Annotated in this window: 16 protein-coding genes and 1 pseudogene; 7 read left to right on the forward strand and 10 right to left on the reverse strand. The window is 50.3% G+C overall.

What is annotated here, in order from left to right:
* Positions 1-61: 61 nt before the first annotated feature.
* The 8 genes from JOY44_RS21110 to JOY44_RS21145 all read right to left on the reverse strand — a co-directional run bounded on the left by JOY44_RS21110 (position 62) and on the right by JOY44_RS21145 (position 8,293).
* Positions 62-1,561, reverse strand: coding sequence for a caspase, EACC1-associated type (locus tag JOY44_RS21110; protein ID WP_171575484.1), 1,500 nt, complete (start codon positions 1,559-1,561; stop codon positions 62-64).
* 9 nt (positions 1,562-1,570) lie between these two features.
* A complete protein-coding gene (locus JOY44_RS21115) occupies positions 1,571-1,945 on the reverse strand; it encodes a hypothetical protein (RefSeq protein WP_171575485.1) in 375 nt (124 codons plus the stop codon).
* A gap of 34 nt (positions 1,946-1,979) precedes the next feature.
* Positions 1,980-2,225, reverse strand: coding sequence for a toll/interleukin-1 receptor domain-containing protein (locus JOY44_RS21120; RefSeq protein WP_171575486.1), 246 nt, complete (start codon positions 2,223-2,225; stop codon positions 1,980-1,982).
* Positions 2,226-2,433: 208 nt separating this feature from the next.
* Positions 2,434-4,257, reverse strand: a complete 1,824-nt coding sequence (locus JOY44_RS21125) for a type IV pilin-like G/H family protein (protein ID WP_171575487.1) — start codon at positions 4,255-4,257, stop codon at positions 2,434-2,436.
* Complete coding sequence (locus JOY44_RS21130) at positions 4,254-5,645, reverse strand: VWA domain-containing protein (RefSeq protein ID WP_171575488.1); 1,392 nt, start codon at positions 5,643-5,645, stop codon at positions 4,254-4,256. Before JOY44_RS21130 ends, JOY44_RS21125 begins: the two co-directional genes overlap by 4 nt.
* Positions 5,638-6,546: an AAA family ATPase gene (locus tag JOY44_RS21135; RefSeq protein WP_171575489.1), complete on the reverse strand. Its 909-nt coding sequence runs from the start codon at positions 6,544-6,546 to the stop codon at positions 5,638-5,640. The genes JOY44_RS21130 and JOY44_RS21135 overlap by 8 nt, the downstream gene beginning before the upstream one ends.
* Positions 6,531-7,517, reverse strand: a complete 987-nt coding sequence (locus JOY44_RS21140; protein WP_171575490.1) for a hypothetical protein — start codon at positions 7,515-7,517, stop codon at positions 6,531-6,533. The genes JOY44_RS21135 and JOY44_RS21140 overlap by 16 nt, the downstream gene beginning before the upstream one ends.
* 509 nt (positions 7,518-8,026) lie before the next feature.
* Complete coding sequence (locus JOY44_RS21145; protein WP_171576173.1) at positions 8,027-8,293, reverse strand: helix-turn-helix domain-containing protein; 267 nt, start codon at positions 8,291-8,293, stop codon at positions 8,027-8,029.
* A 107-nt stretch (positions 8,294-8,400) separates the two neighbouring features.
* Here JOY44_RS21145 and JOY44_RS21150 point away from each other — a divergent pair, with 107 nt between their 5' ends.
* Together JOY44_RS21150 and JOY44_RS21155 are read left to right on the forward strand one after the other, a co-directional pair.
* Positions 8,401-8,691, forward strand: a complete 291-nt coding sequence (locus tag JOY44_RS21150; RefSeq protein WP_171575492.1) for a hypothetical protein — start codon at positions 8,401-8,403, stop codon at positions 8,689-8,691.
* Entirely contained in the window at positions 8,688-9,005 is a 318-nt protein-coding gene (locus tag JOY44_RS21155; RefSeq protein WP_171575493.1) for a helix-turn-helix domain-containing protein, read from the forward strand. Before JOY44_RS21150 ends, JOY44_RS21155 begins: the two co-directional genes overlap by 4 nt.
* Positions 9,006-9,033: 28 nt before the next feature.
* Here the strand turns inward: JOY44_RS21155 and JOY44_RS21160 are convergent, their stop codons facing one another.
* Positions 9,034-10,098, reverse strand: a complete 1,065-nt coding sequence (locus JOY44_RS21160) for an IS4 family transposase (RefSeq protein WP_171573521.1) — start codon at positions 10,096-10,098, stop codon at positions 9,034-9,036.
* A gap of 127 nt (positions 10,099-10,225) precedes the next feature.
* On the opposite strand from JOY44_RS21160, the gene JOY44_RS21165 reads away from it, so the two are divergent.
* Complete coding sequence (locus tag JOY44_RS21165) at positions 10,226-10,897, forward strand: hypothetical protein (protein WP_171575494.1); 672 nt, start codon at positions 10,226-10,228, stop codon at positions 10,895-10,897.
* Between the two features lie 5 nt (positions 10,898-10,902).
* Positions 10,903-11,580 carry a hypothetical protein gene (locus JOY44_RS21170; RefSeq protein ID WP_171575495.1) on the forward strand — a complete coding sequence of 226 codons (678 nt, stop codon included), beginning with the start codon at positions 10,903-10,905 and terminating at the stop codon, positions 11,578-11,580.
* Positions 11,581-11,697: 117 nt separating this feature from the next.
* Here JOY44_RS21170 and JOY44_RS21175 read toward each other — a convergent pair.
* Positions 11,698-12,652, reverse strand: a protein-coding gene (locus JOY44_RS21175) for an IS630 family transposase (RefSeq protein WP_197985745.1) whose coding sequence is annotated in 2 segments (ribosomal slippage) — positions 11,698-12,319 and positions 12,318-12,652 — 957 coding nt in all. Because the reading frame shifts where the segments join, the coding sequence is not laid out codon by codon here.
* 326 nt (positions 12,653-12,978) lie between these two features.
* Here JOY44_RS21175 and JOY44_RS21180 point away from each other — a divergent pair.
* From JOY44_RS21180 to dndE, 3 genes and pseudogenes are all read left to right on the forward strand, one after another.
* Complete coding sequence (locus JOY44_RS21180) at positions 12,979-13,116, forward strand: hypothetical protein (RefSeq protein ID WP_197985634.1); 138 nt, start codon at positions 12,979-12,981, stop codon at positions 13,114-13,116.
* A 138-nt stretch (positions 13,117-13,254) separates the two neighbouring features.
* Positions 13,255-14,134 (forward strand): annotated as a pseudogene (locus tag JOY44_RS21185) (IS982 family transposase).
* Positions 14,135-14,188: 54 nt separating this feature from the next.
* Positions 14,189-14,494, forward strand: a complete 306-nt coding sequence (dndE, locus tag JOY44_RS21190) for a DNA sulfur modification protein DndE (RefSeq protein ID WP_245404957.1) — start codon at positions 14,189-14,191, stop codon at positions 14,492-14,494.
* Positions 14,495-14,576: the final 82 nt, after the last annotated feature.

Genomic DNA, 14,576 nt, shown 5'->3' on the forward strand with positions numbered 1-14,576 from the left:
ACAAAATCAGTGTGCTCTGATGAATTCAGTCCTGCTTGTCACATCGTTAGGTTGAAGCAAATCAGCTCTGTAATGACTGATCGATCGCATCCAGTTCGTCGTCCAGAGCGGCTAATTTGTCTTCCTCATCTTGAATTTGCTTCTGTAGCTGGAACTTGACGGCTTCTCCTGCCTCGATCGCAAAGCTTTTCCGTAGATGCCCTAGTTTCTCATTGCGAATGCCTCGTTCTTCCTCCAGGGCTTGCTGACGTTGCTCTAAGCGTCGTTTTTGAGAAGCGGTTAATTTCTGAGTCACGGGTTGAGTCGGGACAGGTTGAGGGGGTTGTGCTGCTGGTTCAGGTGTTTCTGGAATCAGAACAGGCTCTGGCACTTGTCGCTCAGTGACATTCCCTGGAAAGCTTAATTCCTGCGCTGGCTGCATAGGTTTTGCCTGTCGTTGCGGTTCAGCGTCCTGTTCAGACTCTATTCTTAAGGGTGCCAGCACTCGCGCTTCAATGGCTGCAATGTCTGAATCGCGCAACCCTAATTGCTGTTGGTATTTGTTTAATGCAGTTTCATTCGCAACGCTAAAAGGGTACTCGATTTGCACTGCTTCAGTTAACGCCTGTTCGTACTCGTATAGCTTGCGCTCATATTGGCGATATGGCTCCAATACTTCGTCTTCAATCGCTTTGGCTTCCTCAACCGAAATGTTCCACTCAGCACGTTTACCTTCTAGTAACTTCTGAGCAAAGAACAAAAGTTTACCTTGTCCTGCTTCAGCAGACGCTTGCACTTCCTTACGATACTTTAGCTTCGGGTCGTCTTGCCGCGATCGCGACAACACAATTTTGTACCCCTCCTCCACCGGGTAAAACTTAGGGGTCATTGCTGGGGCTGCTTCCTTGACCCGGCTAGCAGCATACTCATGCAGTTCTTCCACCGCAATCCAACCATCTCCGCTGGCATCGGCGGCTCCTGTCTCAATCCCTTCAACCAAGTAACGGGTGTAAATTGATAACCCCGCTTCATCATGCCCTGCTGCTGCGCCAAAAGAATACTCAGTGGAAGTGGAAGAGGTCAGAATCGCCCGCCCCTTGCCACCCAGATATTCTTTCAAGTTGACGGTGCCATCATCCTTCACCGTCATGCCCTGAGCGATCGCGCCACTAAAGCAGCAATCCAGAATAATCACCTGTCGCTGTGATCGACTTTCGTTGATATTTTCATGGAGAGACGCAGTGGCTACGGCTGATGGTTTGACCAATCTGCCGTTAGTGTCCTTACGGGTCACCCGGGTTGCCAGGTAAAGTCTGCCATTCTCATCCTTAATGCCATGACCAGAAAAGTAAAACAACAGCAGATCATCCTTCTTACGATCGCTGAAGAGTCGATAGATCTCATCCTCCATCGCTTGCCGCTGTGGATTTTTCAGCACTGTGATGTCCGCCTCGGCAAAACCTCCCAGTTCTGGATCGGCTAAGACTCGTTGCATGGCATCCACATCCTTCACCGCTCCAGGTAAGGGATTTAGCCCAGGCTCATACTCACTCACGCCAACCAGCAATGCGATCTTTGCCATTTCAGTGCCCTACGCTGCTGAAAATCTCTGCGCTGCTGCGATCGCCGCCTCTAGCTCTTCTCGGCTATGGGCTGAAACCTTGAGCTTCTTGCCGTTTGCTTCGACTTCCAGCTCGATCGGCTTTCCACCCAAGCGATCGCCCAGAAATCCCATCACTTTTTGGGCATTCTCTTTATTCACCTGAGCCGTCAGCAGTCCTACCAAAATTGCGCCCACTGCTTTGTTCCCTTCCGGTGGATTCGGATCGAGAACCCGATCTACCTCTATTTCGTCCATCTGCTGCAATTCAGCCATGAACTGTTGCGCCTGCTCTTCCCGCTCTTCTGCGTCGAGGTCAGGGTCATTGAAGGCGATCGTCAGCTTAACGTTTGCAGTATCTGTCATGTGAATCCTATCTGCGAAGAAAGATCTGGAGCATTCATTCCTGTTTATAACAGCTAAAAACTCCACATCCGTCAAAAGCAAGAAAGATTAAAGAGAAGAGGGCTGAGATCGTCCGTTTTGCTTCAATGGTAGCTCGCTGCATATCCAGCACAAAATTGCCACCCACCCGAAAATCCCATGCCTGGATGACGACCGAGTAGCCTGTCTCTTTTAGAATCCACGCAACCCATTCTGCGCAGGTGCGATCGTTGCCCGTGTGGCTGATGAAAAAGTCTTTCATGGTTCTCGACCAAGCATGGCAGGGGTTGGCATCATTTTAACCACGATTTTTTGGCGATTGTGGGTCAGAGGCGAGTAGGGTACGATCGCCTACCGTGAGGGATGGGAATCCTAGAGTAACGCGATTGCGTTTGCGATTGGATGACGCGCGATCGCGCTCCCAAAGAATGTCTCTTCAAGGGGGATCGTTGCCCATATATCTGATGTTCTTATTTTGACAAATCTACTGAGCCTGGAGCACATTGGGGATCATTTCCAACGAGCTGAGGTGACATAGGAGGAGACCTGGAAGGCTCTGTGCTTTCGCAGAGAATAGCTGCCGTAAGCGTATTGGTCATTGCCCGAAATACTCCATCAAAGTATACTCCGCCAACGTAGCTCTTCAAACCATCTTGTTTAGGAGTTGCTGTATTGATTGCATAAACCTTATCTCCTGAACCAAAGGTTTGAGTTTTATAGCTATAGTTTGGAGTTTCAGTAGACATGCCAAGTCCCAAGTCCGGAATATTGGATGAAAATTTATCCTTTTCAAGAAAATAGGCTTGCTGGGATCTAGTCATAGCGCCGACATATGTTCTAGCCTCTGCTTGCTTAGCCTTTGTTCTACCCTCTGCTTGCTTAGCCTCATTTGCCCCATTAAGATAAGCTTGCAAAAGTGATTCTTTGGAAGTAGAAGAGTTCTTACCGGGCACAGATGGTAACTGTGGCTTCTGCTGAGCAGTGGAATTTTGTTGGGCAGGGGGAGCTTGGATTGAGGATGACGGAGAAGGAGACGGCGTTATCGAAGATTCTTGGGAAATAGAAGAGTTCTTACCGGGCATAGATGATACCTGAGAAGATAACTGTGGCTTTTGCTGAGCAGTGGAATTTTGTTGGGCAGGGGGAGCTTGGATTGAGGATGACGGGGAAGAAGACGGCGTTATCGAAATCGCTGAGGAAGCTTTGGAAGAAGGATTTACTGAAGGTTTAGGAGTAGGCGTTGCGACTGGGCTGAGGCTCTGAGATGGGGGCGTTGCCGGAACTGATGGCGAGGAGGAAGGGGATGGTTTTATAAAAGTTGGCGAGGGGACAGGAGAAGGTGCCGCTACAGATGGTTGCGTGATGGGTGTAGCGGCACTACCCGGTTGTGGAGTCGGCGTTGCTGAGCTTACGGATGTAGGCTGTGGAGTCGGCGATCTCAGTCCGTACTGCACTCCGACTAGTATTAAGAGCGAAATGACCGTGGCTCCCGCGATCGCGATAGGCATTTTAAGCCTGTTCGGAGGTGATGTAGGTAGTACGTCTGACTCTTGACTCCTTGGCGATGCCCCATTGAGCACATCTGGAATGGGTAAAGTAACGCCCTCAACCCGTACTTCACGGTTGGCATCTACTACTTGAGTCATTTGGGCAGTAGCGGCGGCTAAATTACCCCGCGACAGGTCTGCCATTGCCCGGATGTAGTTGAGTAAGGGTTGAAAGGCAGACAGTGGTTCTTCCAAGCTGTTCAAGAGTGCAGCCATCCGAATCCATTCGGCTTTATCGTCGAACGATAATTGGGCTAACACGGTTGCGATACTGTGCGCGGCTTCGGATGGATGCTTGTAGGCTAAAGCTCTCCATTTTTGCCCTGTTGCCAGATCGCGTATATCCAGATCGGGGCTGTCTAGCTGCTGTTCAACATACGCCATCACAAAATCAGCCAGTGCTTGAAGGCGTTCCAGCCCAAAGCGGGAATCGTTCTGTAATTGATTCAGCAGGTCATCTCGAATTGGTTGATCCATTTCGTAGAGTTCATTGCCAACTTCTTTACACAGGTTAGACAGCATTAAGTCAGCGACCGCAATCCAGGGAATCTCGATCGCTTCGCCGTGGTCATCTCGTTGAAAATTTGCCCAGAGTGAATACAGCAGATCGGGGGTGAGCGCGAGGGGCAGGGCAGCATGACACGCCAGATAGAAATGCCCGTCGCCAAAGCGTTGACGAAAAGATTCAATGCGTCGGGTTGCCGATCGTGTTTTAGTGTTTGTGGAGGACGATCGTGTGCTGGTCATTTTTGCCCTCCCAGCAATGCGGCTAATGCATGGTGGCGACCCCGCAAGGCATCGATCGCTTCATCTAGCCCCTGACGAGTGGCTTCAAACATGGGCACTTGCAGGGCAATCTCTCTAGCGGTGCTGGTGTTCCATCGTGGTTTGGGCATTGGATTCAACCATGCGACATACCGTACCTGCTGTTTAAGCTGTTGTAAAAACATAGCGGTCAAATCTGCTCGTTCCAGGTTTAAGCCACCCCGCGCTGCACCTGCATCACTAAAAATCAGGACAGCGGTGCGATCTCGTTGAAACCCTCTCAGCACCTCCTCAATAGGTTCAGCCTCTTGATGCATCGGGTCGTTGTAGAGATAGTCAACAGGGCAGTTATGGAAATAGTACGCCCCAGCCTTCCCCAGCCGTCCACCACGCAACGCCGTTTCTACCAAACGAGCCGACAGCGAATGGAATGGCACCATCGAGCCATCTTGATCCATCAGCAACACTAATTCAGTGCGATTAATGCGTCGAGCGACCAGAACCGGATTCAGCAGCATTCCATCGTGGGCAATGCGCTGCACGGTTGCCGCTACATCTAACTCGGTCGCCATTCCTTCTCTCACCATCCGACGGAGATGCCGCCAACTCTGCTTCATTTGCCGTTGGGTGACTGGAAGGTAATCGGTTGATAGCAGAAAGCGATCGCGTGAGTTCGTCCGTTGATGTGTGATTTGCTGCACGGCTTGAGCCACCTGAACAGCATCCTTCGCTTCACGCAGCAGTTCTGGAGCTAATTTAGCGCTGTTTTCAGATATTGGTTCAGAAGCTTGCTCCGGTTCCTTGTGGCGACGTTGTAATAAGATTTTGACCAGCCAGAATACTCCTGCACTTAGCGCCAGAATAAGTAACAGAACCCAAATCAACCCGTTTGATGACGGTTGTTGTGCGACTGTTGGTTGTGGCGTTGGCGATGCCGATGCTGTCGGCGCTACTGGAACGTGAGTGGGTATCGATGAAGGTGAAGGGGCAATCTTGACATCCTTTGATCGCGTGTTGTGCCATAGCACCACTCCAGCACCGATGAGGACAAGGCTGATCAACCCACTGTAAAGAGCGATGAGACGTTTTTTACGTTGTGGTGAAGCGATTGGAGTTGTTTCGTCGTCAACCTTATCTGGCTGAGAGATGTCTGCCTTGCCAATAAGCTGTTCAAAATAATAGTTAAACAACCGCTGTTCATCGGACGATCTCACCCATAGCGTTTGGCAAAGACGCGCCAGCGCCGCGCGATCGGGCAAGCCGTAACCCTTTTGCAATGCTTGTACCGCAGCTTCGTAGTGTGGAATGCCAAGCGGGAGTCCAGCTTCACGCAGACGGGTAAATAGTTCCAGCAGTGGCAACTCATCCACGTTTGCCCAACCTCAAATAGCGGATGTGGTCTTCCCAACTTTTCAGTAACACACCCGCAAAGGGGAGTTGCCCGCCCAGGTGCCCCAACGCCTCTTCTTGCGGATAGCGGCGCAATACCCGAAACCAGTCAATTAATTCACTGGTGCTGACTTTTTTACCAGACTCACCCTTGTCCCGTTTCATGTCCTCCCGCAGTTCTAGAAAGCGAGCCACGGCTTGATTGACCAATGCTTCGGGCGTTGAGGGAAAGCGCGAATGGATGATTTGAATCAGGCGATCGTGATCTGGAAATTCAACAAAATGGAACAAACAACGGCGCAGAAAGGCATCCGGTAAGTCTTTCTCGTCGTTGCTGGTGATAAAGACGATCGGCGGCACTTTTGCAGCGATCGCTTCTCCCGTTTCTTCCACCAGAAACTGTTGTTTATCCAGTTCCAGCAGCAAGTCATTTGGGAAATCAATATCTGCTTTGTCAATTTCATCAATCAGCACCACGGTTCGCCGCTCATTCAAAAACGCACGACCTAATGGTCCCCAGCGCACATAGGTTGTGGAATCATCTGCCCTCCGAAGCTGTTCCTCGTTGAGGCGACCCGAACCCGCCAATTGAGCATCCCGTAAACGCCCCACCGCATCATAGGTGTACAATCCGTCCCGTGCCCGACTGGTCGATTTAACGTACCAACTTTCCAGTGGCAACCCCAATTCATCGGCAACCGCAGAAGCCAGTTGAGTTTTGCCGCAACCAGGTTCGCCTTTGAGCAGCAGCGGACGCTCCAAATAAATCGCTAGATTCACTGCCTCGACCAGTTCCCGACTCGGCAGATAGGGTAACCCGTCAGTGGCTTTGGGCTGAACCCTTCCAACGTATTCCAGAGATGCGCTTACAGTTTCAACCATTTTTCCTCGTTGTCATACCAGTTAGAGCCTGCCTGCCGACAAATTTCGTCCAGCGTTGGTTCTGGAATGCCGCGATCGCTGTTTTCCAGAATAACCTGCACCGTTTCGTCCGGTTCGTCTAGCAGCGCCATTGACAAATCGTCGGCGAAAACCTCCAGCCAGTTCAGCAGCTCACTTTCGGTAAACTCGCCAATCAGCGGCAGCTTCACAGGCATGACGGGTTGCCATGTGTCATCAAGCTGTTCGGCAAACGGAATCGTCCAGTTGCCCACACAGCCGTCATAGTCCACCAGAAACATCAGCAGTTTATAGGCGCTTTCGGGCGTGCCTTCTGCCCAGGCGCGGACTGCCAGCGGCATCCAAAAATCCCGCAGTAATTCAGCTAAAAAGTCCTGCGGCAGACAATCAATGTCATAGAGGATCAGCAAGACGTTTTGCGTTTGCCACCACTGGTAGACGCGATCGACAATCTCGGCGATCGTCCCTTGCCGACTTAACCCCGCCCGTCCCGCCAGTTCTCGCCACAGAGCCGCTACATCGCTGCGTCGCGCTATACGGCTGAGGTTAATCTTGACCACCTTACCCGTAATACTGTCTCGCGTATGCTGCTGCACCAGGCGATTGAGTAACCATCGCTGCCCATAGTCAGAGGCTCCATAGATGAGAAAGGTCGCGATCGGATGGCTTTGCACAAACTTGCGAAAGACCTGCACTTGCTTGCGGTAGCCCAGTTTTAGAAGCGCTTGATAGAGCCGTCCATCCTGTGACAATCTGTCCAATTGCACCAGACGTTGTTCTAATGCTTCCAGTTCTGAGTCAACTTGCTCAATTTGCTTCTTGAGTTGGAACTGCATGCTGGGGTCAGCCGCAATGGCGGAGCTTCGCCCCAGTTCTAACCGCTTCTCGCTGAGCAGGCTGTACTGTTCTTGTAAAGCCTCTCGTTTTGCCTGTAATGGATCAAGTCCTTGCATTGAGGAAGCTTAACAGAATTGACTTCTACAATTACACCCTATCTCTGTCCAATTCAGCATTTTCCTAGGGAAGCCTTAATATCAAATTTACGAACTGCTACATTCTTTCTGAGCTAATACCTTCAGCATTCAGAAGTTGTCTGATCCATTCAACAATAGTGGACAGTGTGCCCTGTGTTCCTAAACTAATGTTCATCTGCTTCTCAATCTGGAGGCGAACAGCAGCCTCAGCAGCGTATGCTGCATTCTGCAACAATTCTGACACCTTCTGACTTAATAGGCTGTGCTGTTCTCGAAGTGCCTGACGTTGGGGCTGTAAGAGATCAAACTGCGACAAACGATTTCAGCTAAACACTCACGCGCATTGCCTATATTTTCTGCCGTTATAGCTTTAATTTGAGGTGTAGTTTCTGCTTCAGTCAAATCCTTTTAACCGCAAGCGTTTAATCCCTCGCTGCGATAGCTGCATTGCATTGGTAAATGCTAAATAGCTTGCTGCTGATTCCACATCATCCCAAATCTGCCTGGTCATCGAGTACTTCCTCCACCCCATAACGGATGAAAAGGGCAGAGACTTTTATGTTGAGGGCTTTCGCTAATTTCTCAATATTTTCCAAAGAGGGATTACGATCGCCTCGTTCAATGTCTGACACATAAGTTCTGTGAAGCTCTGCACGCTCGGCAAGCTCCTCTTGAGAAAGGTCTAACTCCCGGCGGCGTCGCCTGATAGCCTTTCCAAACCGCTGTTTAACATCTGACTGGCTTTTATCTCCCACGGGACAATCGTGGGGAAATACAAGGGACAAGTCTACATGAAATAAGAGTCCTTATGTAGACTATAAGAGTATAATTGCTTTGTACTGATCAAACTTACCGCTGAAGGATGTTCCCGATTCTCTTCCAAAAATTCCCGCATGAGATTGGTCAACCAAAATTTGTAATTGGCGATCGCGTCCGATTTATTTCCCAGCCTGCCGAAGATTACGGCATCGTCGTCGGACTTCAGTTTGCGCCTGCTGTACACCTTCCGGGCTGGGCATGGCGCTACACGATTCGGCTGGATTTCCAATCACCCAATCGTGCCTGGACTGACTCAGACCTTGCCTGGGAAGCGGATTTGCAACTTCTTACTACTGCCCCTGTTAACCTTCTGTGCAAGGAGCAATCTGCATGACCCCTCAGGCACTGGGACAACGAGAACTCAAGCTGCTGCAACTCTACAGTGATTGCCAGTTCGGCATGACTCCGCAAGCCTTTTATGCTCGTTGGGATGTCACTCATGCCCAGATTGCCCAAATCTGTGGCGTGAGCGAGGCATCCGTTGATAGATGGTTCTCTCAAGGCAAGCATCGACGCGCTGCTGAACCTCGCTATCGCCGCAAGTTGGCCGAGATGAACTTCCTCTGGGAGCAGTACGATCGCATTCCCGTGCGACTCTGGCTACAGGTCTGCCCCCGCCGACCCAACGCTCAAGTCCCCTCACCGTGATAGGAACCATTTTCCTTATATAGCAGGGCTAAGTACAGGACAAAAGTTGTAGGGATTGCACAAAGTCGGACTCATTGGACAAGGATGGATTGAGTACCAAATGGCGCAAATAATCGAACCCTAAGCGAAACAGACTTTTGGCGCGACGACCGTGTTTTTTAATCTTAATGGGCTGCCATTGATGCAACCATAACCCGGTTCGCATCGCCCAACATAAAGCTAAAGTCAACAAGGCAAACAATTTACTCAACCGTTCATCATCGGTAAAGTGCGTCGATTCCAGACAGAACCCGCGAGTTTTGAAAATACCAAACAGCGTTTCAATTCCCCAGCGCAAGGCATAGTCTTTGACCAAATCTTGCGCCTTGAGGGGAGCAATCACCACGAGTAACTCCCCATCATCAAGTCGTAGCGCTTCAACGGCAACTGGGTAGCCCCAGACTCGGCAGGTGCCTGTGAGTTGTTGGGATTGACCGGGTTGCAGATGGGCAAAGACGACTCGCGCCGCCAGCACCCTGCCATCATGCTCAATCTGGTCACTGCTGCGAATCCGTAAGCGAAAGGCGAGGGTAGGTTCGAGTAGAAGATAGCGCACCCAGGCTTGCCCAATGAACTCGCGGTCGGCACACAAGTAGTTCACTCTAGCGGTGGGGAACCGTTTGGCAAAGGTCTCCATTAACCGCATCCGCTCGTCACTGTTGGAATTCCCCCGCTTGTCCAACAGCCACCACAGTACCGGGAAGGCAACTCCTTCATGAACTATGCCCAAAGTCAAAATGTTGTACCACTGAGTGCCAAATTTCCAGGTGGTGCGATCCAGGCTCAACACCCAGTCCTCCGGAATCTGCATCCAACTCACCACGACGCTAGCCAGTTGAGCTTCGTCGAGCGCAAACCCTCGGAAAAATCGCTGCAATCGCTTGTAGCTCGATTCGGGCAATGCCCTACCACCAAAGCCTACACACAGTTCGCTCAAGTTCACTGTCTTGACTTTCAGCAAGGCTAACAAGAACAATGCCAGAAATGAAATCCTCGCTCCGTGCCAGTTCAATTGTTCTTGGAGGACTCGCTTTAATTCGCTATATTGGCTCATAGGGTTTCTCCAGAGTGTGGTAATTCTGATGAAACCCTACCCTGCTCATCCTTTCAAGCTTTTTGTCCCGTACTGAGATAGCAGGGTTGTTTTATGGTGATGGAACCCAACTCAACCCAGTGGCTTTGTGATTGAAATTTCTTTAGAAAAACGTTGTCTCCACATTGACCGCATCACAGGCGCGATCGCTCAAGCGGCCTACAGCCGATCTGCCATGAAACCAGAACTCATGGCACGATTGGAGCAGTTATCTGCCCCCTACACTCCCCTGCCATCCTGGTCGGTTCACCCCAATACTATTAATGCCCTGGTGCGTCGCTACTCGGAGCAGGCGGCTTTCTATCCTCTAGAAGAAATTGCTCAGTGGATTGCTTACCAGCGCTATGGTCTCTTCCTCCTACCCGGCTATCAACCCCTGTTCTATTTACGAACCGAACACAAATCTATCAGCCCCAACAAAAGCGCCATCGCCGCCATCGGAGAAGCCTGTCTGGGTTTGACCATTCAGTACCTCTATCACGGACGGTTATTGGCAAGACCTGTCTCAGATTACCCAGATGCCGTCTGTGACAACCCAACAGACAACACGGTTTACCTGGGAGAGGCAAAAGCGACCGCCGCTCAGACGGTAGCGGACATCAAGCGAGTCATTGACAGTGAACTGCCGCGCTTTATCCCCTTTGTCCTAGCCGCGAACTCCCTCGACAACACTCAAACCAAAGTGCTGGGGCTGTTGGTCGGCACCACCGTCTTAAACAGCGACCAGTTTCATTGTGCTATCTCAGAAGTCCGAGTCTAAATCCTATGATGCAAGCCGTCTCTGATCGCGAATTCATCCTGCAACGGGTCGTGCGTATTCTGGCTGAAAGTGCCGATGCCAGCAATGACAGCAACTTGGTGCTGCAACTGGCGCTGACTGAACTGGTCAAGCAGGTCATGCGGGAACTGGCGCAGGATACTGAAGCCGACTATCTTCAAGGCAACCTATTGTCGCAAGCCCTGCAAACGACTACTCAATTGATTCAGGAACGAGTAGAAACGGCTGACCTGCCATTTGACCTGTCTCCCTACTTTGAACGCATCTATCGCTCCCAGCGGTGGGTCGCCAAAGAGATGACGGAGTTGGGGTTGCGGCTCAGACAAGCCCAGCAAGGTGAAGTACTCCGTTCTCCCACAGTAGTTTTAGACGCTCCGGTCTCTTTTCGGGTCACTGAATTGGGAACACGAGGAACGCCAAAGGGATTGATTGCTTATCCGCTCACTGCCTGTCATTTGAATCTGGATGAGATTCGACAGGAATACCGAGTCCGAGGTCTAGGGTATCCCTGGGAAGTTGAGGTAGAGGAGATTACGTTCGTAGTTGAGGCCGATGGCAGCATCATTACTTTTCTGGAGGGCTTTCCCGACTCAGTGATTGAGCAGGCAAGGTCAGCTTTGAATCAGCTCGCTCAGGATTTGTATGAACCGATAGAAGGAGGGTGAATGGGTAGTGCCTTCTATGCCATCACCGATGACCGACTCAAGGCAATTAGGTATCCAGAAGATGCGCGAGTGCAACTGAGCGGTGCGGAAGTGATTACCCCCGTACTATAGCGGTTCTCAGTCGAGTGAGGTACAGTAGCAACAATGAGTAAACCAATGACGAATATCTTTAAGCGACACTTGAGCAAACGCTTGAGTCATCGCCTCGTCTAACGCTTGTTTGGTTCGTGGAGCAATCGCGCGGAGGATTGCTTTGACTTTTGACCAAAACTGCTCAATGGGATTAAAGTCGGGTGAGTAGGAGGGTAAATAGACTAATTTTGCACCCACTGCTTCAATCGCTTGGGCAATGCCATCGACTTTGTGAGAACTAAAGTTATCCATAACGACACAGGCTCCCTTCCACAAGTTTGGCACTAACACCTGTTGGACAAAAGTTTGAAACGCCCGTCCGTCCGTTCCCCCTTCAAAGGTCAGTGCCGCAATGATGCCATCAAGGGTGAGCGCTCCAATGATGGTTTGGTTTTTTCCTCGGTTCTGTGGACGATGACTGTAAGCGCGGTGTCCTTGAAGGGCTCTGGCATAGAGCCTTGCCATTGCTAGATTTACTCCGGCTTCGTCGATGAATACTAGGTCTTTGGCTTCGACTTGAGTAATCATTTGCCAAAACTCAACCCGTGCCTGCTGCACCTGCTCCTGGTCTCGTTCAGTTGCTCGAAAGGTTTTTTTTGACGGTGAGCTTTAAGCGTTGCACCGCTCGTCCCATCGTTGAACGACTTACTCGCATTCCTACTTTCGCCTCGAATTGCTCAGATAACTGGGCAAGCGTGGCATCATTGGTAGCCTCGACTAATTCGGCAAGCACTTGATGATGCTCAAGCGTCAGTTGAGCGGGCTTACCTCCTCCATGAGGTTTTGGCTCAATGCTGCCCGTTTCTCGGTATTGTTTAAGCAGTTTGATAATGAAACTGGTTGCCACGCTAAATCGCTTGGCTAGTTGGCGTTGAGAGATGGGTTCGTCTTTGTAAACGTCAATGATTTTTTGGCGCAAGTCTGTAGAATACGCTTTCATCACTACCGATTCATTTAGGCTACTAAACATTACTAGAATCGTACCTCATTCAATAGGAAAAGGCTATAATGACAGCCCGTTTCTTCGGTGGAAATCGTTAAGTGCCTTGTTAGCGAAGCTCTGTAATGGGGAATTTTTTGATTAGCCATTCAGAGCTTTGAAATGAAAACACTTGCGATCGCGGCGACAATCTTTTCTCTAATTTCTCCTTACTACCCTCGCAACTGAGACTGTGCAACCCTCTGCTTTAATCATTGCTCAAAGTAGCTGCTCTAGAATTCCCAAAGTAGATCCCTGGAAGCTGCCAAAGGCAGTTTTACTCGGCAATGCTCTCCACCGACACCGAGATTGGCAAGGCAGAGGTCAAACGATTGCGGGAGACAGGTGCGATCACTCGTGAGTACTTGCTTAAGTACGATCGCGCCCAACATCAAACCCAAGTAGAATCTGGATACTTTTGGTAAAGTCTATGGAACCTCCCGTCGAGCGAGTCCGTATTTCCCAAGCTGCTAAGGATCAGCTAATTAACGTGAGTTCGGGATAAGGAGGGGTGGAGCAGATACAGTTGAAAGTACCTAATTCTCAACACATCTGACCACCCTATGCTTAGGTTAGAAGCCCTATTTTGCCATATCGATGATTTTTGCCGCTGGTTTGAACCGCACTGGCAGCAACGCCTGTTGGGTGAAAGATTACAGCGTCGTGTTCGCGCCCGCCGTCTCAGTTTAAGCGAGATGATGACGATCCTGATCGCCTTCCATCAATCGGCGTATCGCAACTTCAAGTGGTTCTATACCCAGTTGGTCTGTCGCTATTGGAGCCAAGCCTTCCCTCGATTAGTCAGCTACCAACGCTTTGCCCTTATGGATGCCATCCACTCTGATACCGCTATGTGCCTACTTACGCCACTGCTTTGGCAACTGTACTGGCATCAGCTTTATGGATTCGACCAGTATCAAGGTCTGCCATAACCGTCGCATCTCCTCCCACAAAGTGTTCAAGCCCCTAGCGGCTAGAGGCAAAACGTCGGTGGACTGGTTCTTCGGGTTTAAGTTGCATCTGGTAGTGAATGAGCAAGGGGAGTTGCTCAACGCCATCCTCACTCCGGGCAATGTAGATGACCGACAACCTGTTCCTCAATTGCTGCAACAGCTTTTTGGCCGGGTGTTTGCTGACCGGGGTTATGTCTCCCAGAAACTGGCCCTTCAGCTATGGCAGGACTGGGGGATTTAACTGATTACCAAGCTCAAACGGAACATGAAAAACCGCTTGATGACCTTTGCAGATAAGCTGCTCCTACGGCGACGAGCCATTGTTGAATCAGTGATTGACCAGTTGAAGAACATTTCTCAGATTGAGCATTCGCGTCATCGTTCGCCCATCAACTGCTTAGTCAATTTGGTCTGTGGATTGATTGCTTACTGCCACCAACCCAAGAAGCCCTCTCTGCTCATTGATGCCGCTTTGCCTGCTTTTGCTTAAGCCGAACTGACGTTAATTAAGCTCAAGCGCATCACCAAAATTGACCAGTGGAACATCCTCTGCCGCTGGGCGTTCTGCCGCTCTTTAGCAGAAACCACCCCGCCGTCGCCTGTGGCAATACCTACCGATAGCAATGTGGAAATGACGTGGCAAGTATTTGGAGGGGCGAGTGGAGATTTGCTCATTGTGGCTCTTAAGCAGCGGTGCCATAACGACCATGTAGAAATGGGCAAAGACACTGTGGCAGAACAATTTCGCCTGCACTTGCATCGAGGTATTGGCTATTTGGCTGTTGACCTAAATATTAAGGACATTAAAGATTTCATTAAGATAACAGCAGCAGATTTGTCAGCGCCATAATCGGCTTGTCGTGAACTCATAGTAGAACTAACGCTTGCTAGTTACTCTAGCGATAAGGGTGGGTACTTTAAAGAGGTCGCTC

The organism is Leptolyngbya sp. Cla-17 (genome assembly GCF_016807185.1).
Taxonomy (GTDB): domain Bacteria; phylum Cyanobacteriota; class Cyanobacteriia; order Leptolyngbyales; family Leptolyngbyaceae; genus ULC077BIN1.